Genomic DNA, 23,120 nt, shown 5'->3' with positions numbered 1-23,120 from the left:
TCGTAATTCTCCTTAAAAAGAAAATTTCAGTCTCATTATGCCCTGAATTTCCATTGTTATCCGGGATCGTATACTTGACATCCTCCCAAGACGCGTACTAATGTTATTGTCAAGAGGTGGGATACATGAGCAAGAAGCAGGACATTATGGCTGCAACGCTAGACTTGATTCATGAAGAGGGACTCCAGTCGGTGACCTTCTCGAAAATATTCAAGCGCGCAAACGTCGGCTCCGGCACGATCTATAACTATTTTGCTAATAAAGAAGAACTGATCAATGCCGTGTATAAAGAAGCGCGCATTCTTATGGGAGAGCATCTGCTGCATGGTTACGATCCCGAAGCGAGCTTATATGAACGTTTCAAATGCCTGCAGCTCAATAGATTGAAATTCGGCATGAAATATCCGAAGCAGTTCTTGTTTATTGACAGCTTTTCGTTCTCGCCGTACATTTCTCCCGAGCTTCGCAATATGAGCGATACCCACAATTCTGGGGAAGTCATTCTTTCACTCATTGTTGAGGGCCAGAAGCAAGGGATTGTGAAAGAGATGGATTCGCATTTGTGCCATCAGCTCATTCACGGCATTATCTCTTCCATTCTCAAAGGTTATTACATCGACAAGTATCCTTTGAACGAAGCGCAGATTCAACAAATTCTGGAAGCCTCCTGGAAAGCCATATTAGTATAGAAACAGCCTCGAGACGGAAAGTCTTAGGGGCTGTTTTTTTGCGCGAGATCGGAATATTTATTCCAATTAATCTTATGTTAGATTTGAAGAAGAGGAATGAATGCTTGAATCCAGTGTTATTTATGGCATTCTAAAGACAAAGGATGAATTTGGTTTGGAATATGTATTCCGAAAACTCTTGACTCAAGGGTGGATGTAGGACTATACTTGGGCCATGGAACAAACATTCCAAACTAAACGCATTATCAAGGAGGCAATCTTATATGTCTAAAGTATGGTTGATTACAGGAAGCTCCCGCGGTTTTGGCCGCAGTCTTGCAGAAGCGGTACTGGCAGCAGGAGATCAGCTGGTCGCAACGGCCCGCAAACCGGAGCAGATTGCTGATTTGGCGGAACGCTACGGAAGTCAGGTTCATCTTGTGCCGTTGGACGTGAATAGCTATGAGCAGGCTGAGGCAGCTGTAAAAGCCGCTTTCGATACATTTGGACGATTGGATGTCCTGGTTAATAACGCAGGCTATGGCAACGTGTCTTCTATTGAAGAAACATCGATGGAGGATTTTCGAGCTCAAGCGGAAACCAATCTGTGGGGCGTCGTTAACGTTACGAAAGCTGCACTTCCGTTATTGAGAGAGCAGGGCTCCGGTCATATCGTACAATTCTCTTCCATCGGCGGTCGTACGGGAGCACCTGGCCTTGGACCGTATCAAATGTCGAAATGGGCAGTGGAGGGCTTCTCTGAAGTATTGTCCAAGGAAGTCGGCCCGCTTGGCATTAAAGTTACTCTGATTGAGCCGGGCGGCTTCCGTACCGATTGGGCAGGCTCCTCCATGCAGCATATTGTGCCGCGCGAGGAATACCGGGATACGGTTGGCGGCTTGCTGAAGCATCTGCGTGACGTAACCGGCAAGGAAAACGGAGATCCGGACAAAGCTGCTCAAGCTATTATTTCCGTCGTTAACGAAGAAAATCCTCCGCTGCGATTACTGCTCGGCAGCGATGCGGTTGCGATTGCCAATGCCGTAGACAACGGCAAATTAGCCGAGACCAAACGTTGGGAGAAGCTCAGTATTTCAACCGACTATGAAGCAAAAGAGCTCGATCAGTCCGTAACGCGTATGTACGACGAGTTCGAAGAGCAGTAAGCTTACGTTTGTACGTATGAGATCATTCGGAGATGCAGATAGTAACTAAAAAAGGAGGTCATCTTATGACACAAATTTCTACGGATCACCCCGTTCTTACCTTTATCAATGTGTTCACGGTTAAACCTGAAAATCAGGACCGTTTGGTCGAGCTGCTTACCAGCGCAACAGATGTCTCCGTTAGATATGCGACCGGATTTATATCTTCCAGTCTTCATCGGAGCACGGACGGCACTAAAGTAACCATGTATGCGCAATGGAGAAGTCTCGAGGATTACCAGGCGATGCGGGATGATCCCAAACCGCTTCCGTATTTCCAAGAGGCATTAACAATAGCTACGTTTGATCCGGGAATGTATGAAGTAGTTAAGATCTTTGAGCCGATAAAAGCGTAAGTTGAAGTTATGCAGCCGACCTATATAGGTCGGCTTTTCTTCATGCTTGGAGAGCCATTTCCGGCTGTGAAGGGTATAAATCCGTACGGACATTTGGATACTAGGTACAAATTCTGACATACATCTCTGTAAGGGAAGATTCTCAAATGACGGAACAACATACCTCTGATCCAAGCGATAAGCCGGTGCTTCGCACGGTTAGTCCGGATAGGACAGAAAATGAAAAGTACCTCAACCAGGTTTTTGACAATTGCGCGGATATCGTTTTCCGGTCCTTTAACAGCTGCTTTGGCGAGATTCTAATCGTTTATGTGGATGGTCTCGCAGATACGAAGGAACTGGACAAGAGGGTGATCAAACCGTTAACCCGTTGCGAGGATGCCAATGACAGCAATGTCAGAGGAAGGTTGGATGGGGAATTCAGGTCTAAAGATGAATTAATCGAGTTTCAAGAAATCGTAAAACGGATATTGTACGGAGAGACAGCTGTGTTTGCAGAAGGGCTTCCATGCGCCATAATGATTCAACTTATCAAATTTGAGCACCGGTCAGTTAGCGAACCGCAACTTGAATCCTCCATCCGGGGACCAAGAGAAGCTTTTACCGAAGTCCTGCAGACAAACCTGAGCTTGCTGCGGAGAAAGTTCAACACGCCCGAACTAAAGATGGAAGAGGTCCAAATTGGCGAGTTAACCCGTACTCGCGTGATGGTCTCTTATTTGGCTGATGAAGTAAACATGGAGATTCTTGCGAAGGTTAAAGAAAAGTTAACAAGCATAAAGTCCAAAGCTATTCTGGATGCCAATTACATAGAAGAAAGCATTGAAGGCTCCTCGTTCTCCTTGTTTCCGCAAATTCAGAATACGGAGAGACCTGACACCGTGGCGGCTAGTGTCATTGAAGGCAAAATCGCTATCTTTGTGGATGGATCACCCAATGTGCTGCTGGCGCCTATGACCTTCTGGTCAGGCTTTCAGGCAGCGGATGATCATTATGAACGATTCCTCTACGTGTCTGCGGTAAGAATCATTCGGATTGTTTTGTTCATCCTGTCCTTGCTGCTGCCGTCCTTCTACGTCGCATTAACGACCTATCATCCTCAGATGATTCCCAATACGTTGTTAATCAGTATTGCAGCAGCCCGCGAAGGCGTGCCATTCCCGACGGTGATTGAGACGTTTATTATGGAGATTATGTTTGAAGGACTTCGTGAGGCCGGGCTGCGGCTCCCTAGAGCAGTAGGTTCGGCTGTCAGTATCGTTGGTGCGTTAGTGATCGGGGAATCGGCCGTTCAAGCGGGCTTTATCTCGGCACCCATCGTTATTATTGTCGCCAGTACGGGCATTGCGTCCTTTGCCATACCAAGATATAACCTGAGCTTGCCGTTCCGGCTGCTTCGATTCCTGCTTCTTGGCTTGGCCGGATCACTAGGGTTTTATGGGATTGCAGCCGGCACAACGGCCATACTGATTCATCTGTGCATCCTTGAATCCTTTGGCGTTCCTTATCTAGCCCCGCTGGCATCCAGTAAAAAATTCAGCGCAGAGGATACTCTATACCGTGCGCCAAAGAAAGGTTGATTCCCATTCTGATCAGAATTTATTTGAAAAGACTGACAGCCGCGGGCATCGTTCTATCCGTCCTATTATTGACGGGCTGCTGGGATAGAACGGAAATTAACCATTATGCTTTCTGGATGGGCACCTTTATGGACAGAGCCAAAGATAATGAAATTAGGGTAAGCGCGCAAATTGCGGTTCCTTCTCAGATTGGTTTTTCCGAGGGATCCAGCGGATCGGGAGAAGATCAGGGCAGTATCGTTGTCTCTGCGACTGCGCCTACTTTGCTGGCAAGCTGTCAGCTTATCCAAGACAAGCTTCCTCGACGTTTGTTTATCGGTCACCGCAGAGCCGTGTTTATTGGACAAAGCTTGGCTGAATCTGGCATTCGCGATTTGATGGACATGTATACCCGTAATTTGGAGACCTCTTTCCGCACAAGCGTTTTCATCGTGATTGGCGAGAAGCCCGAGCGAGTATTGGAAATGAAAAGCCCTTTTGAGCCCTTATCCTCTAGTGCTGCGGTTGATATAGAGAAATACAGTAAAAACGGGGACAAGAGCTTTCGGGATTTTATCGTCGCGATGAAAAACGAAACAACTTGCCCGGTCTTATCCGTTATCAATACCGCCGATATCGAGAATAAGAAGGCCGGTCAAGTGTTCGAGATTAATCGGCTCGCGATTTTTAATAAAAAAACGCAATTAGCCGGTATTTTGGATCCCGAAGACAGTTTAATGGCTTTAAGAGTGATGGCCAGGCTCAATCAGCATATCGTCACGCAATATATATCGAAGGGAGATGGCTACGTAACGTTATTTGAATCCAACCAGAGGACGCGGATTCAAACAAAGATTGAAGGAGGGCAAGTATCGGTACATATTAAACTAACAGGTACCGGAACCTTAAGGGAGAACAGGACTAAATTTGATTTGCTGGATTCAAAAGCCTTGGCGGTCGTGCAAAAAGAGTTAAACGAGGGGTTGTCTAAAGAGGTTCTGAAATCAATTAACAAGGTCCAGTCGACATATGGAACGGACATTTTTGGCTTTGGAGATGCCATTCATCAGCAGCATCCCGGGGAATGGCAGAAACTGAAAGGCAATTGGGAGCAAACTTTTCCTCATGTAAAAGTGTTTGTGGATGTTAATTTGCATATCGTTCGGATTGGCGCACAAGGCAGTCCAACCTAGTTCGCTAGCTGTTTGCGTCTGATTAAGCTGATAATTAGCAAGAGGCACGGAATAACGACCATGTTCGGCCAATAGATATAAGGCAGCCATATGTTATAATAGTCCGTTATGACATTAGCAATATTCATCGGCAGCATCGCGCACACAAAATAGGCGGCAATGAGAAAAAGCACGGATTTCTTCCTGATGCTTCGGTTAGCGAGTTCGGCTATACCGTGGCTTGTTAGGGTCAAATAGACGGACAACTTGACAAATACGCCAAACAGCCATACGAAAATAACCCAAACATCCATATTCTGAATAAATTCCAGCACTGAAATGAATCGGACCATATTGAAGAACGGGTATATGAATTGTCCCGATAACTCCGATCCAAAAGTCATCGTGACGCTTGCCGTTGTCAGAAGCACGAGAGTAGAAGAAATGCCTACAGCCCACAGAGCAGTTTTCGAAGCCTTTCCGGATTGTATCATCAGCGGAATGAGCATCGTGATCAAGATGGATTCCGACAAAAAGGAAGTATGAACAAGGGATGCGTGCATGACTTTCATTACGCTATGATCATGCATGACAGGGAGGGCCAGCTTGTATTCCAGATTTATAACATTCAAGATAAGCGTAAGCAGGACGATGGTAAAGAACAGCGGGCCTGTAATCTGGCTGAACCGGCCAATGGCTGCAAGGCCCCCTCGATAAGATATATATAACATGTTGGCAATCATGATTAAACAAATCACCCAGTTGCTAGTCTTATTAAAGAGAACCAGTTGAATAAAGTCCGTCATTGCGCGCAGAATCACGACCGTAACGCTAAACCATCCCAGCATGAAATAGATCATGACAACCGTACCGAGCCACTTTCCAAAAACTCTCCGGCAGATGCCAACAAGGGTATGCCCAGGATGCATGGCGCTCAATCGGGCATAAATAAACGTTGTTACTAGACCGATAAGCCCGCCAATCAAGATAGAGATCCACGCATCCTGCTGCACAGCACTAATCGTAGGGGAAATGGTTAGCCATATCGTCATGGATAATTCGATAACGGCAAGAATCCAGAAAAATTGCAAAGTCGTAATCCTCATCAGTGATCCCCATTTCATGGCATAAGTGCTATCTTCAAGTGTTTGCCATATTGAACCATAATAAACAGTCAGGCGGTGAGCATTCCGTTTCACGGAATCTTCCTGTAATTGAAATAAGTAGTTGACACTAGAACGTGTGTTCTATATGATAAATTTGTGTTTTTCTGATTGAAAGGAAGAATGAAGGTTGGATAAATTCTGGACTATGCAACGAAACATTGTTATGTTACGATGACATACGAAAGAATGTATGAGGCGGATCGAAGCTCGCAGAGGGAGATTTCCTTGGTTTTATGGTCAAAAGTCGATTTCTCTTTGCTGGAAAGCCGGGTAGCATCATACATAGATGACTATATCGCGAAACAATGTTTCGAATAGTCAGATAACAAAACAACTGAACTCATGTTAGGAAAGAAAGGTTGCGTGGAAAGTGACTGCAAACAAAAAAAGCAACGTGGGACTTGTCATCGCCGGTCTGTTGCTTAGCATTCTGATGGCGTCGATGGACAATACGATCGTCGCCACCGCGATGGGCAACATCGTTGGTGAATTAGGAGGCTTGGACAAATTTGTCTGGGTTACCTCCGCTTACATGGTAGCGGAGATGGCGGGGATGCCGATCTTCGGCAAGCTGTCCGATATGTATGGACGGAAGCGGTTTTTCCTGTTTGGTATCATCATGTTTATGGCGGGTTCCGTATTATGCGGAACATCAGGCTCGATTACGGAGCTCGCTCTGTACCGCGCCGTTCAGGGGATCGGGGCAGGGGCTATGATGCCTGTCGCATTCACGATCATGTTTGATGCGGTACCACTGGAGAGCCGTGGCAAAATGGGAGGGATGTTCGGAGCCGTATTCGGAATGTCCTCAATCTTCGGACCGCTGCTTGGCGCCTACATCACGGACAATTTCGCCTGGGAATGGGTATTCTACATCAATCTCCCGCTCGGAATTATCGCGCTATGCATGATCGGTTTCTTCTACAAGGAGTCGATGGAGCATTCGAAGCAGCCGATCGACTGGTATGGTGCTGCCACGCTCATTGGAGCGATCGTATGCCTCATGTTCGCGCTTGAGCTTGGCGGCAAGACTTATGCTTGGGACTCGGTGCAAATTCTTGGCATGTTTGCGGGCTTCGTTGTACTGGTTGTTACGTTCCTGATTGTCGAGACAAAGGTGAAGGAGCCCATTATCTCGTATGCGTTATTCAAGAACCGGTTGTATTCCACCAGCATTCTGAGCGCGTTGTTTAGCGGCGCGGCGTTTATTGTCGCTTCGGTATTTATCCCGATCTTTATTCAAGGGGTGCTTGGCGGTTCGGCGACCAACTCGGGGCTTGTCCTGCTGCCGATGATGCTTGGTACGGTTGTTACGGCAACCTCCGGCGGTTTCCTTATGACGAAGATTCCTTATCGCAATATCATGGTGGGTACGTTTATTATCCTGGTTGCAGGATCCATCCTGACGACAACACTTACGGCAGAATCCTCCAGATTCATTGTAACCATTTATATGATTCTGATTGGACTCGGTATTGGCGCGTCCTTCTCCGTATTGGGGAATACCGCGATCCATGGTTTGCCTGCAAGACAACGCGGTACCGCAAGCTCGACGCTCAATTTCATCCGGTCGCTCGGGATGACGATCGGCATTACGATTTATGGGATTGTGCAAAGCAATCTGTTCACCAGCAAATTGACCGATGCATTCGCAGCCGGCGGCCAATCCGCTCCTGCGGGCGGCATGGAATTTAAGGATCCGCGCGAAATTCTGACCCCGGAGGCGCGAGAGCAAATTCCGGCAGATGTCTTGGACAAAATCGTTCACTCCTTGGCGGATTCAATCGTTGGTACGTTCGCCTGGGCGATCATTCCGGCCGTTCTGGCCTTGATTGTTTCGTTCTTCATGGGCAGAAGCAAGCTTGATCCAACAACGGAGATGGAAGAGCAGGGCTTTAGCGGACATTAATGATTACTTCAAAAAAGGCATTCGCAATTATTGCGAATGCCTTTTTTTGTTAACTAATGAGTTTATTTATTTTGATTACATAACTAATATTATGTTAACTAAACTGGAGTTCAATACTCTGTAGAACCATGGAAAGAAGAATCATCGCTTGCAGCCGACTTTTGGCGTGCGCGAAAGCGGCGGACCTTCATCAGGTTGCCGCATACTTTATCGTCACAGAAACGCTTGGATCGATTCCGTGTCTCGTCGTAGTATACGACCTTGCAATCCGGATTGCCGCAAATGCGCAAGCGGGAGGGTTCCCCTTCGACAAGAAGGCGGCTGAAGGATGTGGCCACTTCTGCACGAATGCGTGACCAACCCTCCCTTAGAGGAGTGGACTCCCAGCTATAGCCTGATTCCGATCTGGCAATGCGAAGAATCATGGGTCCACCTGACATGGCTAGATTTAATCCTTCAAGATCAACGGCGGACGCTGTTTCATTAGCGGTTGAACGCTGCACAATATGAAGGATGTGCGTTCTCAGCCTTTTTAATTCAACGAGTTCTTCCGCTGAAGGAGCACCTGGAAACGGAAGATTATGGATCGACAGCAGCTGCGGCAGCCATCCCGGTTTATCAAGCCTGTCTTCGGAATGGCCACTGCCTCTCCAGTCATGATAATCACTTTTTAGAAAATCCTCCCATAACATCGCTCCACGACTCCTCTGCGTTGATGTGAAATGAATCTATTGTAACACCCAATACATATGTTAGCTAGTGACCAATGTACATAGTAAATTGCTGGAAATACAAACTGTAACCTTTAAAATAAAATTAGATAGTTACTTCTTTTCCTTGCTTAGTCATGATATATTACTCCTCGTAACTTTTAAAAATATATTTAGCTAGTTACAAAATGCATCCAATATTTATTAAGAGGAGAATGTAAAAATGGCACAACAACAACAAAGAATTGAACAACAAACAGAGAAGCACGCCATTCGTCCGTATCATGTGAATGTTCCCGAGGAGGAGCTTGTGGAGCTACGCAGACGTATTCTTGCAACAAGATGGCCCGAGAAAGAAACCGTAAATGATCAATCACAAGGTACCCAGCTTGAAACGATTCAGGAGCTGGCACGATATTGGGCAAACGATTACGATTGGCGCAAAATTGAAGCTAGGATCAATGCCATACCGCATTTTCTTACTGAGATTGATGGAGTGGATATCCACTTCATTCATGTTCGTTCCAAGCATGAGAATGCGATGCCGATCCTTATTGCGCACGGTTGGCCTGGTTCAATTATCGAGCAGATGAAGCTTATCGAGCCTCTGACGAATCCGACGGCGCATGGCGGAACCGAAGCAGATGCCTTCCATGTCGTTATTCCGTCGATGCCTGGCTACGGATTCTCGGGCAAGCCAACTACGACCGGCTGGAACCCTAAACGCATCGCACGCGCTTACGGAGAATTGATGACTCGTCTTGGTTATGAAAAGTATGTTGCGCAAGGCGGCGACTGGGGCGCTATCGTTGTTGACTTTATGGGCGTTCAAGAGCCTAAGGGGTTAATTGGCATCCATACCAATATGGCAAATGTTATTCCGCCTGAAGTGGATGCGGCGATCTGGTCCGGCAATCCGTTGCCGTCCAGTCTGTCTGAAGAAGAGAAAAAAGCGTGTGCGCAAGTTAGCGAAAATAAATTCTATTACGCCTTCTTCATGGGGACGCGCCCGCAGACATTGACCGGACTGGTAGATTCGCCTGTTGGGCTGGCAGCCTTCATGCTTGATCATGACTGGAAGAGCCTTGCCCTGATCTCGAGATCCTTTGCCGGAATCAAAGAAGGCTTATCGCGTGACGATGTTCTCGACAACATTACGCTTTTCTGGCTAACCAACACAGCGATTTCCGCTGCTCGTCTTTACTGGGAGAACGGTAATGCCGGCATCTCGTTCTTCGCGGTCAAAGGCGTCAAGCTTCCGGTTGTCGTGAGCGTCTTTCCTGATGAGCTGTTTGAAGCACCGAAGAGCTGGGCAGAGAAGGCCTATCCGAATTTGATCCACTACAACAAGCTTCCTAAGGGCGGGCACTTTGCAGCCTGGGAGCAGCCTGAATATCTCACCGCGGAAATTCGCGCCGGCTTCAAGCCGCTTCGCTAATACGCATAAAAGCCTGAGGAGAAATCTCCTCGGGCTTTTGCTTGTTCATACGGATAAGACGATATAAGTTAGGGGAAATTACTCCAAAATTATTCGATTCGGTGTCATCAGGTGCTGCAGGAAAAGGGAGTTATTAATGATGGATAAAGCAATGGATTTCGTGTGGAGAAGCCCAACTTCCTTAAGATGGCTTTTTGGATTAAAGCTTATTTATGATCTGGTTCTGACGGGGATTTTTTATTTTGAGAACTCGACGGCAATCTTTTGGAGACTTACCTATGTGGTGTTCTCCTTATTGGTCTTTTTCTTTTTGTACATGTATTATTCCCATTTGAAGAAGAATTGGTTATTGCATCTCCTGATTATCGATTTCCTGGTCTCCGCGTCCTACGGTTATATTTTTATTGACGGCAAGTTTCCGAATCATCTATTTAACGGAATTACGGCTTTAGCGATATTTATGTTTGTTAAGAATACCCGAATGCTCATCATGACATGCGTGGCTTTACTCATGCTCTACTTCGTTACGATGGGCAGTATAGATTGGTACTTCTATCATCGGTTTGATGTGCCGGGTTATTTTGTTTCTTCCTCTTTTATTGTGTTCGCGTGCATAGTGAGCTCCTTGATTCATTATCACCAGAGAGCTAACAGTAATACGAAGCAATTGTATGAACAGTTGATGAAATCCCATGAACAGCTGCAGGAATATGCAAGTAAGGCAGAGGAGTGGGCGGCTGTGCAGGAAAGAGTGAGAATTGCCCGCGATATTCACGATACGGTTGGTCATAAATTGACCGCTTTGCTTGTTCAGATGCAGGTCGCTCGCAAACTAAGCGGCGTGGATTCTATGCGCAGCGAGCAAGCCTATTTGGAGTGTGAGGAATTAATCAGGGCCTCTTTGCAGGAAGTGCGTCTTTCCGTTAGAGCGATACAAGATGAGTCCATTACGGCCACATCATTAAATACGAGCCTAACCCGTTTATCAGAAGAATTTACCAAGTTTGCGAAGGTACATACTGTTTTTAGAGCTGTGGGTACACCGGTGTCCCTTCCCGGCAATCTTCAATTAACAGCTTACCGAATCGTGCAGGAGTCGCTCACAAACGCCCAGAAGCATGGACATGCAGCGAATGCAGCCATTGTACTCACGTATGCCGAATCCGGTTTTTCCATCTCCATACAAAATGACGGAATACTTCCAGCGGAGCTGAAGCCGGGATTTGGTCTAATTCATTTACAGGAAAGGGTACGGGAAGGGAGGGAGAAGTCGAGTTTCGCATGGATCCCATGTTTGCGGTTGAAGTTAAACTTCCTTATTCTAAGTCGGAAGCAGATCAGACGTATTAAAATAGATACACGAATACAGGGCATGACTTTTGGCAGGGGAGCATGAAGATGTTCATGGTTCACGCTGAAAAGGCATGCCTTTTTCTATTGCAGATCATGACTTCTCATAGATTTGTCGAAGTTTCATTCTTGTTATACTGTTCACACGGATGCAGGAGAAAGGATGGGATAATGAAAAAGGGTTGGTTTGAACTCGACAAATACAAACCTGATGTTTGTTATTGCTTCGATGACTGCAAATGTTCAGAGGCGTGGGCTATTCATATTTATTCCTATGAAGCGGAAGACGTGTCTGCACCGGATGTTGCTTTGATTTTGAATAAGACGGATGAGAACAATAACGGTTATGTCTTAACGGAGTTTTCCATCAGCTTTGTCGGTCGTGCGGTCATGTTCGAAGAGGCTACTGCTTTAGTCAAAAGGTTGGATGAGATCAGCAGAAAAAAGGCTTCCGTCTGCTTGACTGAGCATTTAGTGATCTGCCGCGAATTTTTTGATTGCGGGAAGGTTCTGCATCAGACAGCGCAATTCTAGAGCATCATGACGGAATCGGATGAGAGGAGAGTAGAGGATATGCTGCGATTATTTATTGAATATCTTAATCAGCTGCTCCAAGTATTCAGTAAATATCCGAGTGATAGCGTGCTTGGACTTTCTGATCATCCGAATGTCGTTCCGATCAGCTATGATTTCTATTTTGCTTATGGTATGAATCCAACGAACGAGGACGGTGAACCGCATGAGTGGATGGTATAGGATAGATTTATGGTTTCGTGATCATATCCTTGAGAAATTGATCACCAAGCTGAATAAACCTGTGAGTAAGGTGAATGACCAGACAATCGGTGAACGCATCTTCGAACATTCATTATACGATGAATAAACAGGAGGCTGATCTTAGGATGAACAAAAAAGAAAAGCTAAAAACGCTAACTAAGCTGCAATATAACGTAACGCAAAACGGAGTGGACGAGCAGCCGTTTGCCAACGAATACTGGAATAACGAAGCAGAGGGGATCTATGTCGATATTGTCTCCGGCGAGCCGTTGTTTAGTTCAAAGGATAAATATGATGCTTGTACAGGCTGGCCAAGCTTTTCCAAGCCTTTGGATCCGGACAACTTCGTTTTTAAACGCAAAGGATTAATCGGGACCGAAGTAAGAAGCAAGCAGGCCGATTCGTTCCTTGGCGATGTGTTTAATGACGGGCCATCATCGACGGGAATGAGATTTTGCACTAATTCTGCGGCCATGGAGTTTATTCCGAGGGCAGAGCTTGAAAAAAGAGGATATGGCGCTTATACCGCGCTGTTTGAAGATAAATAAGTGACATCAAGAAAGGCAGCAGTCCTAAAAGGGCTGCTGTCGGACGACAAGAACATCGATACAACGAAGTCGCATAATAATGCGACTTTTTTAATTTAATTTGTAGCGTGTCACGATACTCCAGATTGCAGGAAATCTTATTGTATGTAGGAGGTACAAGTTACGAACAAGAAAATTATAAGTACACTTGTTGTTGGTTTTGATTTTTGGCTCGAAAATGCCCGTTTTTATGCTATAATTAAGTGCGCAAAATCAGTGTTTTGCGCACTTTCGTTTAAGAGCGACTTTTTATACATAAAGGTGGGACAAGTGTTGAGTGAACAGCATGAAATAGAGGATCATTATGGCAAGTTGACCGGGGCTTTTCGCATTTGGATGAAGCAAGCCGGATATACGGATACAACTCAAAAGGAATATATGAGAGAAGCATACGGTTATCTGCAATCGCTTGAAGGAGCGCCGGCCGAGCAAGCCGGAAAAATGCATGTGATCTCTTTTCTCGTATCCAAGCAGCGCGGGGCAGGAGATAAGGCGAGGAACAGGACCTTATCAGCAATTCGTTCCTTTTATACGGCACTGATCGATTTCGAACTGGCTGCACGGAATCCCGCTATGGAAGTCAAGAAGTCGAAGACGGAGAAGAACAAGAAGCCTGTCTACTTGGAGGAAGAAGAGCTGGCTGCAAGTCTTTCGTGCATGGAAGGCAGATACCGTTCCCGCAATGTTGCGATCTTTCTGCTGATGAGCTATTGCGGCCTGCGCGTCGGCGAAGTTCATCGATTGAACCGCAGTGACTTCAACCCGGTCAGAGGGACAATCGAGGTATTCGGGAAAGGGCGGAAGTGGAACGAAATCCCCGTACCGGAAGAGCTTGCCGCAGTGCTCGCGGAAGTGGTGCAGGATCGCCTTACGCCGTATAAGGAGCAGGAGGATGCTTTCTTCGTATCGCAAAAGGGGAGAAGGCTATCGATTCGGCAAATTCAGAAGATCGCCGGCCAAACCTTCGAAGCCTTCAAAAGCATGAATCCCAGTGCGGCGAATAAAAAGCTCTCCTGCCATAAGCTGCGGCATACTTTCGCCACGATCTTGCTGAAAAACGGCGTAGATATCCGCGTTGTGAAGGAGCTGCTGGGGCATGCATCCATTGAAACAACGATGATCTATACTCACGTTAACGACGAACAGAAGAAGGAAGCGATGGCAACGATCAGGCTACCGATGCGTGCTTAGCTTTGCAGCTGCGGCATTCGAGGGGACTGCTGCCAAAAGGAAATAACACTTTTTGTATCGGAGGACATGCCAAAGTAAGTATCAACCGTTTTAACCGTCATATCATGTTCTTCTTGAGAAAAGGCGGCACAGGCATCCTTCATCAGCACAATCCGGTAATCCATCATAAAGCCGTCCCTGGCCGTTGATTCCACGCAAAGATTCGTACTGACGCCCGTCATAACAAGGGTCTCGATCTTTAATGTCTGGAGTACCGACTCTAATCGGGTATGAATAAATCCGCTGTACCGGTGCTTCTTGACAATAATATCTTCGGCCTCCGGGGAAATCTCGAAGAATTCGGCACCCCAGCTGCCGGTATGGCAGATCGGGTTCACGCCATCCTTGAACCGGGAGACCCACACCTCGGAGTCGGTAGCTTTTTCATGATTGGTCTGCAGGAAGATAACCGTAATGCCATGTTCCCGAGCCGAGGTTAGAAGGGCTTGCAGGTTCGGAATCATTTTGTTAACGGCGCTGACATCAATGCCGGTTTTGGCGATAGCGCCATCAGGGTGACAATAATCGTTCTGGACGTCTACGACGATAACTGCGGTGTTTTTATGCTCCAGGTTTTGCTTTAATTTGTCATTCAAAGGTTGCACCTGCTTTTCATGAGTGTTAGGATAAATTATTTTTCCAAGGAGTAAGCCTTCTTATCCAGAGCCGCAGGATTGCGGCTCTTTTCTTATAAGCAGACAGGTACAAGATAACAGAACTTTTCTTAATCGTAATGTTGACGATTAAGAAAAGTTCTGTTATTGTTACTTATACGTAATGATTACGTTCAACGCGAAATGGCGTTGAACTTTTTATTTTAACACTAATCGTAATCATTACTATATAATTCGAGACTTTTGTATTTTGCATAACAGAAAGGATGATTTTATTGCTGCTTGCCTCCTTGCAGGATGTAACGTTTGGTTATGGAGATGCTCCTTGTCTGGAAAGGGCAAACATAGAGGTTCATTCGGGAGAATTCATAGCGGTCACCGGTCCGAATGGCGCTTCCAAATCCACCTTACTTAAGCTGGCTTTGCAATTACTTACCCCTTGGCAAGGGAAGGTGACGTTATCGCAGGCGAATTCAGAAGGCAACAAGCTGCTTGTGGCTTATGTTCCCCAGCAAATTGCCGCGTTTAACAGCGGATTTCCAAGTCAGGTAACGGAGTTCGTGCGTTCAGGCTTATATGCTCAGAGCGGCAATTGGCTTAGAAAGCTAAATTCGCAAGCCAAGAAAGCAGCGGATGAAGCGATGCAAAGCATGGGCATATGGGAATTGCGCAACCGGCGCATCGGGGAGCTGTCCGGTGGACAAAAGCAAAGAATCTGCATCGCCAGGGCATTAGCAATGTCACCGGATCTGTTCGTCCTCGATGAACCAACAACCGGCATGGATAAGGAGAGCCGAATGAGCTTTTACCGTCTGATGCGGGATCAGATTGATAAGCTTGGCAAGACGGTCGTCATCGTCACTCATAATCTAACAGAGATGAACGATATGCTGGATCGGATTATAACTCTGGAGAGAAGAGAGGAGGGAGGCTGGAAATGCTGCACTACGACTTCATGCAGCGGGCATTTTGCGCCGGTGGAATCATTGCATTAATCGCTTCGGCGCTTGGCGTTTACCTATTGTTGAGAAGGCAGGCATTGATGGCCGATATGCTGTCCCATGTATCACTGGCTGGCGTTGCGGCAGGTACATATTTTCGGATCAATCCATCGATTACGGGATTTTTGGTTGCCATTATAGGCGCGATTGCGGTGGAGTATGTACGGAAGGCTTATAAAACGTATAGCGAGCTTTCGGTTGCCATCATTATGGTTGGGGGACTTTCCGTGTCCGTTATTCTTATGACCATGAACAAGACGATCAATAAGAGCTTCTCCTCTTACTTGTTTGGATCCGTAGTTGCGGTCAACAAGCTAGAGCTTGTCATTATGATGACTGCAGCTCTCATTGCCGGATTATTTCTCTTTTTATTGCGAAAACCGCTCTACATTCTCTCGTTTGATGAGGAGTCGGCGAGATCAAGCGGCATTCCCGTACAATGGATTTCCCTCGGCTTTAGCATCATCACGGGAATGATCGTAGCGGCGGCCATGCCGATTGTAGGGGTACTGCTCGTATCATCACTTATTATTTTACCCGCTGCGCTGTCCGTCCGGATTGCTCCAAGCTTTGCGTCAGCGATACTGGTGTCGATGGGAATAGGGTTAACGGGGACTTTTACCGGCTTAACCGTATCCTACGAGTTGAGCACGCCGCCTGGAGGCACGATCGCATTTATCCTGTTGTTATTCTTGGTCACAGGTATAAGCGTGAAGAAAATGCTCGCGTTTGGATCCAAAAACACTAATACAAAACAGATGTCCGTACGATCCGTAGCACCGCAAAGGGTCACGGATATCGAATAAACGTTTTTAAATAAAGATATATCGCATATGGAGGTAGTTATTAGAATGAATTCCTGGTTGAAAAAATCAATTGTGCTTGGTGCAGGGCTAGCCTTACTCTTATCCGGCTGCGGAAATCAAGCCAAAGAGTCATCCGGTCAAGCCGCGAAGTTAAAAGTGGTTACGACCTTTTATCCGATGTATGAATTCAGCAAGCAAGTGGCGGGCGAACATGCGGATGTGATTGCGCTGATTCCATCCGGAGCCGAGCCGCATGACTGGGAGCCAAGCGCGAAGGATATGGCCGCCATTAAAGACGCGGATGTATTCGTATATAACGGCATCGTTGAAGGCTGGGTTGACAGCGCTTTGTCCAGCGCAGCGAATGATCAGCGTGTCGTTGTGGAGGCGAGTAAAGGCATTTCCTTAATGGAAGGGGAAGAACACGAACATGCGGAAGAGGAGCATGAGCATGAGGAAGAGTCCCATCTGGATCCCCATGTATGGCTTGATCCCGTACTGGCCGAGCAAGAAGTGAGAGCTATACAGGCAGCGTTTGAGAAAGCGGATCCTGCTAATAAGGAGGACTATCAGAGCAATGCTGACAGCTATATTGCAAAGTTGCAGGAGCTGGACCGTGCTTTCGCAGAAGGGTTGAGCGATACCAAGCACAAGGAGTTTGTGACCCAGCACGCGGCATTTGGCTACCTGGCCAAGCAATATGGACTGACCCAAATTCCTATCGCCGGACTATCGCCCGAACAAGAACCTTCACCGGATGAGATGGCGGAGGTAGTTGAATTCACGAAAGAGCATCAGGTCAAAACCATCTTCTTCGAAACGCTTGTAGATCCGAAGGTTGCCCAGGTCGTAGCAGACGAGATTGGCGCAGCAACCGATGTGCTTAATCCGCTGGAAGGGCTGACGGATGAGGATTTGAAGAATAACCTAGATTACATCGGCATCATGACCAATAATCTTGCGGCATTAAAGAAAGCACTTAACGAATAGAACGATTAGCATTGGCTGAGGGGTCCGGGAATATACCGGCTTTTTCTTTCAAGCTTAATCGTAATAATTACAGTGAGGATGGCGAAATCAATGAACAAAATACCTGTAACCGTACTAAGTGGATACTTAGGAGCTGGGAAAACAACCGTGTTAAACCATGTGTTAAACAATCGGCAAGGCTTGAAAGTCGCCGTTATCGTGAATGATTTAAGCGAGGTCAATATCGATGCGGCCCTAATCAAAGAGGGAGGCGGACTGTCGCGTACGGATGAGAAGCTGGTGGAAATGTCGAATGGCTGTATCTGCTGCACGCTACGGGAGGATTTGCTCCGTGAAGTGGAAAGGTTAGCGCAGGATGGACGATTCGACTACATACTGATCGAGTCAACAGGGGTAGGCGAGCCCGTTCCGGTCGCTCAAACCTTTACTTATATCGATGAAGAGCAAGGCATTGATCTGTCCCGGTTCTGCCGTCTTGACTGCATGGTAACTGTTGTAGACGCAAACCGCTTCTGGCATGACTTCTCTTCCGGTGATTCCTTGTTGGAGCGAAGCCAGGCGGTTGGCGAAGACGATACTCGCGAAGTCGTAGATCTTCTGATCGATCAGATTGAATTTTGCGACGTGCTTCTGCTTAATAAATGCGACATGATTGAAGAGGATGAGCTCGTTCAATTAGAAGGAGTGTTAAGAAAACTCCAGCCGCGCGCCAAGCTGATTAGAACGGTAAACGGCATGGTTAATCCTTCAGAGATTTTGAATACGGGCTTGTTCGATTTCGATGTGGCGAGTCAGTCTGCCGGTTGGGTGAAGGAGCTGGAGAAGCCGGTGCATACGCCGGAAACGGAGGAGTACGGGATCTCATCCTTTGTCTATGAGCGCATGAAGCCGTTCCATCCGGGAAGATTGAAGAAATGGCTTAAGAACTGGCCGGAGGAGGTCGTTCGGGCTAAGGGAGTCATGTGGGTGGCTTCGAGGAACAATATCGGGCAAAACATCAGCCAGGCTGGACCTTCCATTCAATTTGGTCCATCCGGTTATTGGATTGCTGCCCTGCCGCAAGAAGAGCAAGCCATGTATTTGCAGGAATATCCGGAGCTGCAGGCCAATTGGTCATCCCAATATGGGGACCGAATCAATAAAGTGGTATTTATCGGCATCGAGATGGACCGCGATTCCATTCATGCGACACTCGACAGCTGTCTTCTGACAGATGCCGAAATGAAGGAAGACTGGACGCGCTTTAAGGATACGCTGCCGAATATTCACTAGGACGAAGACAGCCGTTACATGGTAACGGTTGTCTTTTTCGTTAGTTAGGGTAATATGAAACCATAATACATAAAAGGCAGGTATCTTAATGAAGCTATTACAAGTCCATACAGCAGAAGAGATTGCGGAGGTTGCCCGCTTGGCAGCTCAAATATGGCGCGAGTATTATGTACAGATTATTACGATCGAGCAGATCGACTACATGATCGATAAATTTCAATCGATAACTGCCATTACGGATCAGATTAAGCAACAAAATTATGAATATTACTTGCTCCGGCAAGACGATTCAGTGGTTGGTTATTTGTCTGTCAAAGAAGACAACGGGAAGCTGTTCCTGAGCAAATTCTATGTGGCTAAAGAACATCGCGGACACGGTTATGCCAGTGAAGCCATGGCTTTCATTGAGAAGCTATGCAAACACCGCAGCTTAAGTCATATTTGGCTGACCGTTAACCGCGATAACCATTCCAGCATTGCGGTATATGAGAAGAAAGGCTTCCTGAACGTACGGGAGCAAGTGGCCGATATTGGAAACGGTTATGTCATGGACGACTTTATTATGGAGAAGGAAATAGCGGGATAAAGCAGGGAAGATTCCAATCTAGCGAGGCTGCCATGAAAGTAAAATTCAAAATCATTTCCGAGAAACTGGAAGAAAGCGTTATTTTCCTATCCCATAAGATGACTCCGTTTATCCAAAACCTTATTCAAATCATCGAGAGCAATCCTTCTTCACAGCTGTTCGTCAAAAAGGTGGGGGAGGACCGGGAAAGAAAAGTCGACTATTACACTATTTTATATTTGGAGTATCTGGAGCGGAAAATATTCGTGTATGCCTTTGAAACTGAGCAGATGGAAATAACCCGAGGTGTCTGTCCAGCACTTCGGGTTATTTAGTTAACAGAATTAATGTTATGTAAACCATAAGTATAAGATGTTATAATTGAAGTTCCTCTACATACGATCTTACATTTAAAGGAGGTTCAGATAGATGTCTTCCAATCCATCAGAGCGTATCAAGATTCCTCAGGGGTTCTGGTCAGGTCTGCGCGAACTGGGCTTTTCGTTACCGGAGATAGCTCAGCAGGCACAATTGCCGACAGCCATTATTGAAGAGCCGGAAGGGGTTGCCACCGCTCAATATTATGCGATTTGGCAGGCTTACTCCGAGCTTGTTGGCGATATATCCCAAGCCATTATCAAGCTTTCAACCGTCTTTGATACCGCTCTATATCCGCCTTCCATGCTGGCAACGTATCATGCGCGAGATTATCGTGACGCACTGAAACGCATGGCGATGTACAAGCAGTTATGCCCTCCTGAGAGTCTGCGAATGATAGAAGAAGGCGAGAGCTGTCTGATAGATCTGAATTGGCATTCCGTTCAAACTGGTCCAGCGGTCCTTATAGGCATTACACTGGCTACTCTTCTAGAGCTGGGACGAAGGGGAACAGGGCAGCCTCTACAAGCAAAGCTTGTAGAATTCTCCAATCCGATGGGCGATGTTTCGTTACTGGAAACTTACTTTGGCTGCCAGATTAAGCTTGGATCGGAATGTAACAGGCTGATGCTGCATCGCCGTGACTTGGACCGCCCATTCCTGTCCTATAATGAAGAATTGCTTGAGATTCTGACTCCGGCACTGGCACGCTCTCTTGATGAACGGCAAAGCAATAATTCCATCATACATGCGGTCAAATGGATCATTAAGCGCTGCCTCGCAGGCAGCCGCCCGGACATGCGTTCTGTGGCCAGAGATCTAGGCATGAGCGAACGCACCTTGCAGCGCAGGCTTACGGAGGAAGGGACGGGCTTCAAGCAGTTAATGACGCAAGTCAGGCATGAATTAGCGCTGAATTACTTGGAGGATTCCGTGCTTGATATGAAAGAAATTGCTTTTCTGCTCGGCTATGAAGATCAGAATTCGTTCTATCGTGCTTTTCGCATATGGGAAGGAGACACGCCTTCTAATTGGCGGATAAGGCATAACCATCCATCGCCTACATTGGCGCGTTAGGCAAGTAGAATGGCGCCGCGGGCTAGTTACCAACGGATTCGGACAAGGTAATATATTCTCTATCCCATACGAAAAAAGGAGATAGAGAAAATGGATATGAGCATAACGAACAAGACTGCGCTTGTAACGGGTTCAACAAGGGGAATTGGCAAAGCCATCGCCATCGAGCTGGCTAGGGAAGGCGTTCACGTGTATATTAACGGCCGTAATGAGGAAGAAGTTGAACGTACGGTTCAAGAGATTAAATCACAATTCCCGGCAACCTCTCCTCAGAATGCAACAGCCGATATCGCGGACAAGAAGCAGCGTGAAGCCTTGCTTGAGAAGTATCCCCAGGTGGATATTGTCGTGAACAATACGGGCATTTACGAAATCATGTCTTACGAAGACATTAATGACGAAGTCTGGGAGAGAACCATCCAAACGAATGTATTAGCTGCGAACGCGTTATGTAAATTTTATTTGCCGAAAATGCTGGACAACGGTTATGGCCGTATCCTCTTTATAGCAAGCGAAGAAGCGATCATGCCGTCCGGTCAAATGCCGCAATACGCCGTGACCAAATCCATGCTGCTATCTTTGTCCAAGAGCTTATCCAAATTAACGGCCGGAAAGGAAGTAACGGTTAATTCCATCCTGCCGGGACCAACGCTCTCCGAGAACGTACATCATATCATCAATCATCTTTACGGGGATGAGGATATTCCTTTCGCGGAGAAAGAGAAGAGATTTATGACAACAAATCTGCCTCAATCCGAGATACAGCGGTTTATAAGGCCAAGCGAAATTGGCAGATTAGCTGCGTTTGTATGCAGTCCTGATGCTTCCGCATTTAAGGGTTCTCCCATCCGCATGGATGGAGGAATGGTGCCGACCATTTTCTAACCTTCATCCAGTTTCCAGGCGCAAGAGCTTACCCTTTCAAGGGTTGTTCTTGCGTTTTTTCTATTCGCAAAATTTAGTCTCGCCTTAAAGTGCGCTTTAAGACATAGGATAGGGAAGTGGCCACAGAAGACAGCTAATTGATCAACAAACACGATATTGAAGGAGGGATCATGAGCATGGACGATTGCAAACCAGGCATTGCCGATTCCAGGGACCAAACGAATTCCTTATCTGGAGGAAAACGCGGCTTCGATGGAGGTTGAATTAACTACGGAGGACATGGGCCGGATTGAACAGGTTAGTCCCAAGAATGTGGTTCACGGTACTCGGTATATGACAGAACAGATGACATTGCTTGATGGCTAGCATTAAGTGTTTGCACAAGAAAGCGGCAGCTTTGGGCGAAATGGAATGCCTTGGACTGCCGCTTGTTTAGTTGTTATTTAGGAGAGGTCAAATTATACTTTGCTTTCTCTTCGTCGCTTAACGTATAGAAGTGCGTCACGCTTCGCAGGAATGTAGTTCCGTCCTCGATTTTGACCATTACATCGCTGTAAGCAATGATGGGCATAGGCTGTCTTAAACGCATCCGGTCCTGATAAACGATCACCGGTTCTTTTGAAGCAATGACTTTTCGGATCTCTTCATCCGTTTTCAATTCGTTTGCTGCAGTGATGTGAGGTGTCTCAATCATATCATTATCCCCCTTAAATGTTGCTGCGATGTAAGTCGCAAGACTTGGAAACAGACTGTGAGTTACTAGGATGTCCAACAACGGAACAGAACATTCCCTTTATGCTCGACGGGTACTAATAAAGTTAGAACTTATTTATCCTCCCTGGGTAAGGTAAGATCGTGTCAAGCAGGGGAGGGAAGTCTATGAACCATTCATTAAGCACCACCGTCATGAGAAAATTCATCAGCGCATCGCTGACGACATCTCTATTCAGCTTCGTGTATGCTTGGCTGGAACCATATCCTTTTGATAGCAGCAAGTATTCAATTTCCTTCGGTATTCACTTTCATGAAGCATTTTGTCTCGTCTCGGTTTACATGATGTATGCGGCACCTGCGATTTACCTTTATGGCACAGCTGCTTCGCTCCTTAGTGAGTGGCTGGCAAGCGTTGTATCCAAGCGCAGATGGCTGCAGCTCTCAATCTCCGTTTTCTTGCATTGTACATTTGGTTTAATTCTTTTGAAAATCAGTCTGTTGGCAGCCGTCATTTTCTTTATCACCGACACTTTGATCGCGTTGCTCATAAAACAACCGCTAACCCTGAACCTAACTCTCATCAGCCATCTTATACCCCTTGGCTTATGGATTGCAAGTGTTGTTTATAGTAATCTTACAGGATAAGGAAAACGCGGCCGCCCGCTTGATGCGCGGCTGCGTTTTTTATTTC

Annotated in this window: 25 protein-coding genes; 21 read left to right on the top strand and 4 right to left on the bottom strand. The window is 46.5% G+C overall.

Annotation, left to right across the window (positions count from 1 at the left end):
• Positions 1-125: 125 nt before the first annotated feature.
• From M3194_RS13675 to M3194_RS13655, 5 genes are all read left to right on the top strand, one after another.
• Positions 126-689, top strand: coding sequence for a TetR/AcrR family transcriptional regulator (locus M3194_RS13675; protein WP_251654630.1), 564 nt, complete (start codon positions 126-128; stop codon positions 687-689).
• A gap of 263 nt (positions 690-952) precedes the next feature.
• Positions 953-1,834 carry an oxidoreductase gene (locus M3194_RS13670; protein WP_251654629.1) on the top strand — a complete coding sequence of 294 codons (882 nt, stop codon included), beginning with the start codon at positions 953-955 and terminating at the stop codon, positions 1,832-1,834.
• Between the two features lie 65 nt (positions 1,835-1,899).
• On the top strand, positions 1,900-2,229 hold the full coding sequence (locus tag M3194_RS13665) for an antibiotic biosynthesis monooxygenase family protein (protein WP_251654628.1): 330 nt from the start codon (positions 1,900-1,902) through the stop codon (positions 2,227-2,229).
• A gap of 146 nt (positions 2,230-2,375) precedes the next feature.
• Positions 2,376-3,809 carry a spore germination protein gene (locus tag M3194_RS13660; RefSeq protein WP_251654627.1) on the top strand — a complete coding sequence of 478 codons (1,434 nt, stop codon included), beginning with the start codon at positions 2,376-2,378 and terminating at the stop codon, positions 3,807-3,809.
• Between the two features lie 23 nt (positions 3,810-3,832).
• Positions 3,833-4,981 carry a Ger(x)C family spore germination protein gene (locus tag M3194_RS13655; protein WP_251654626.1) on the top strand — a complete coding sequence of 383 codons (1,149 nt, stop codon included), beginning with the start codon at positions 3,833-3,835 and terminating at the stop codon, positions 4,979-4,981.
• Here the strand turns inward: M3194_RS13655 and M3194_RS13650 are convergent.
• A complete protein-coding gene (locus tag M3194_RS13650) occupies positions 4,978-6,066 on the bottom strand; it encodes a GerAB/ArcD/ProY family transporter (protein ID WP_251654625.1) in 1,089 nt (362 codons plus the stop codon). The two genes, M3194_RS13655 and M3194_RS13650, sit on opposite strands and share 4 nt — an antisense overlap.
• A gap of 430 nt (positions 6,067-6,496) precedes the next feature.
• On the opposite strand from M3194_RS13650, the gene M3194_RS13645 reads away from it, so the two are divergent.
• Positions 6,497-8,035, top strand: a complete 1,539-nt coding sequence (locus M3194_RS13645; RefSeq protein ID WP_311290751.1) for an MDR family MFS transporter — start codon at positions 6,497-6,499, stop codon at positions 8,033-8,035.
• A gap of 110 nt (positions 8,036-8,145) precedes the next feature.
• Here the strand turns inward: M3194_RS13645 and M3194_RS13640 are convergent, their stop codons facing one another.
• A complete protein-coding gene (locus M3194_RS13640) occupies positions 8,146-8,727 on the bottom strand; it encodes a CGNR zinc finger domain-containing protein (protein ID WP_251654624.1) in 582 nt (193 codons plus the stop codon).
• 241 nt (positions 8,728-8,968) lie between these two features.
• Between M3194_RS13640 and M3194_RS13635 the strand changes: the two genes are divergently transcribed.
• The 6 genes from M3194_RS13635 (at position 8,969) to M3194_RS13610 (ending at position 14,088) form a co-directional block, all read left to right on the top strand.
• A complete protein-coding gene (locus tag M3194_RS13635) occupies positions 8,969-10,183 on the top strand; it encodes an epoxide hydrolase family protein (protein WP_251654623.1) in 1,215 nt (404 codons plus the stop codon).
• 136 nt (positions 10,184-10,319) lie between these two features.
• A complete protein-coding gene (locus M3194_RS13630) occupies positions 10,320-11,579 on the top strand; it encodes a sensor histidine kinase (protein ID WP_251654622.1) in 1,260 nt (419 codons plus the stop codon).
• Positions 11,580-11,704: 125 nt separating this feature from the next.
• Positions 11,705-12,067, top strand: coding sequence for a hypothetical protein (locus tag M3194_RS13625; protein ID WP_251654621.1), 363 nt, complete (start codon positions 11,705-11,707; stop codon positions 12,065-12,067).
• 39 nt (positions 12,068-12,106) lie between these two features.
• Positions 12,107-12,289 carry a hypothetical protein gene (locus tag M3194_RS13620; protein ID WP_251654620.1) on the top strand — a complete coding sequence of 61 codons (183 nt, stop codon included), beginning with the start codon at positions 12,107-12,109 and terminating at the stop codon, positions 12,287-12,289.
• A 146-nt stretch (positions 12,290-12,435) separates the two neighbouring features.
• Positions 12,436-12,858: a peptide-methionine (R)-S-oxide reductase MsrB gene (msrB, locus tag M3194_RS13615; RefSeq protein ID WP_251654619.1), complete on the top strand. Its 423-nt coding sequence runs from the start codon at positions 12,436-12,438 to the stop codon at positions 12,856-12,858.
• 312 nt (positions 12,859-13,170) lie between these two features.
• Positions 13,171-14,088, top strand: coding sequence for a tyrosine-type recombinase/integrase (locus M3194_RS13610; protein WP_251654618.1), 918 nt, complete (start codon positions 13,171-13,173; stop codon positions 14,086-14,088).
• Here the strand turns inward: M3194_RS13610 and M3194_RS13605 are convergent.
• Complete coding sequence (locus M3194_RS13605; RefSeq protein ID WP_251654617.1) at positions 14,085-14,723, bottom strand: cysteine hydrolase family protein; 639 nt, start codon at positions 14,721-14,723, stop codon at positions 14,085-14,087. The two genes, M3194_RS13610 and M3194_RS13605, sit on opposite strands and share 4 nt — an antisense overlap.
• 293 nt (positions 14,724-15,016) lie before the next feature.
• Between M3194_RS13605 and M3194_RS13600 the strand changes: the two genes are divergently transcribed.
• From M3194_RS13600 to M3194_RS13565, 8 genes are all read left to right on the top strand, one after another.
• On the top strand, positions 15,017-15,736 hold the full coding sequence (locus M3194_RS13600; protein WP_251654616.1) for a metal ABC transporter ATP-binding protein: 720 nt from the start codon (positions 15,017-15,019) through the stop codon (positions 15,734-15,736).
• On the top strand, positions 15,673-16,548 hold the full coding sequence (locus M3194_RS13595) for a metal ABC transporter permease (RefSeq protein WP_251654901.1): 876 nt from the start codon (positions 15,673-15,675) through the stop codon (positions 16,546-16,548). Before M3194_RS13600 ends, M3194_RS13595 begins: the two co-directional genes overlap by 64 nt.
• Positions 16,549-16,593: 45 nt before the next feature.
• Positions 16,594-17,538 carry a metal ABC transporter substrate-binding protein gene (locus tag M3194_RS13590; protein WP_251654615.1) on the top strand — a complete coding sequence of 315 codons (945 nt, stop codon included), beginning with the start codon at positions 16,594-16,596 and terminating at the stop codon, positions 17,536-17,538.
• 90 nt (positions 17,539-17,628) lie between these two features.
• Positions 17,629-18,810: a GTP-binding protein gene (locus tag M3194_RS13585; protein WP_251654614.1), complete on the top strand. Its 1,182-nt coding sequence runs from the start codon at positions 17,629-17,631 to the stop codon at positions 18,808-18,810.
• Positions 18,811-18,898: 88 nt separating this feature from the next.
• Positions 18,899-19,396, top strand: coding sequence for a GNAT family N-acetyltransferase (locus tag M3194_RS13580; RefSeq protein WP_251654613.1), 498 nt, complete (start codon positions 18,899-18,901; stop codon positions 19,394-19,396).
• 32 nt (positions 19,397-19,428) lie between these two features.
• On the top strand, positions 19,429-19,710 hold the full coding sequence (locus M3194_RS13575) for a hypothetical protein (protein ID WP_251654612.1): 282 nt from the start codon (positions 19,429-19,431) through the stop codon (positions 19,708-19,710).
• A 94-nt stretch (positions 19,711-19,804) separates the two neighbouring features.
• Entirely contained in the window at positions 19,805-20,830 is a 1,026-nt protein-coding gene (locus M3194_RS13570; RefSeq protein ID WP_251654611.1) for an AraC family transcriptional regulator, read from the top strand.
• Positions 20,831-20,920: 90 nt separating this feature from the next.
• Positions 20,921-21,715, top strand: a complete 795-nt coding sequence (locus M3194_RS13565; RefSeq protein WP_251654610.1) for an SDR family NAD(P)-dependent oxidoreductase — start codon at positions 20,921-20,923, stop codon at positions 21,713-21,715.
• A 439-nt stretch (positions 21,716-22,154) separates the two neighbouring features.
• Here M3194_RS13565 and M3194_RS13560 read toward each other — a convergent pair whose 3' ends face one another.
• Positions 22,155-22,409: a hypothetical protein gene (locus M3194_RS13560; protein ID WP_251654609.1), complete on the bottom strand. Its 255-nt coding sequence runs from the start codon at positions 22,407-22,409 to the stop codon at positions 22,155-22,157.
• 185 nt (positions 22,410-22,594) lie between these two features.
• Between M3194_RS13560 and M3194_RS13555 the strand changes: the two genes are divergently transcribed.
• Positions 22,595-23,074: a hypothetical protein gene (locus tag M3194_RS13555; RefSeq protein WP_251654608.1), complete on the top strand. Its 480-nt coding sequence runs from the start codon at positions 22,595-22,597 to the stop codon at positions 23,072-23,074.
• Positions 23,075-23,120 lie beyond the last annotated feature (46 nt).

It is taken from the genome of Paenibacillus glycanilyticus, assembly GCF_023715145.1.
GTDB lineage: Bacteria > Bacillota > Bacilli > Paenibacillales > Paenibacillaceae > Pristimantibacillus > Pristimantibacillus glycanilyticus_A.
This window is presented reverse-complemented; position numbering and strand designations above follow the sequence as displayed.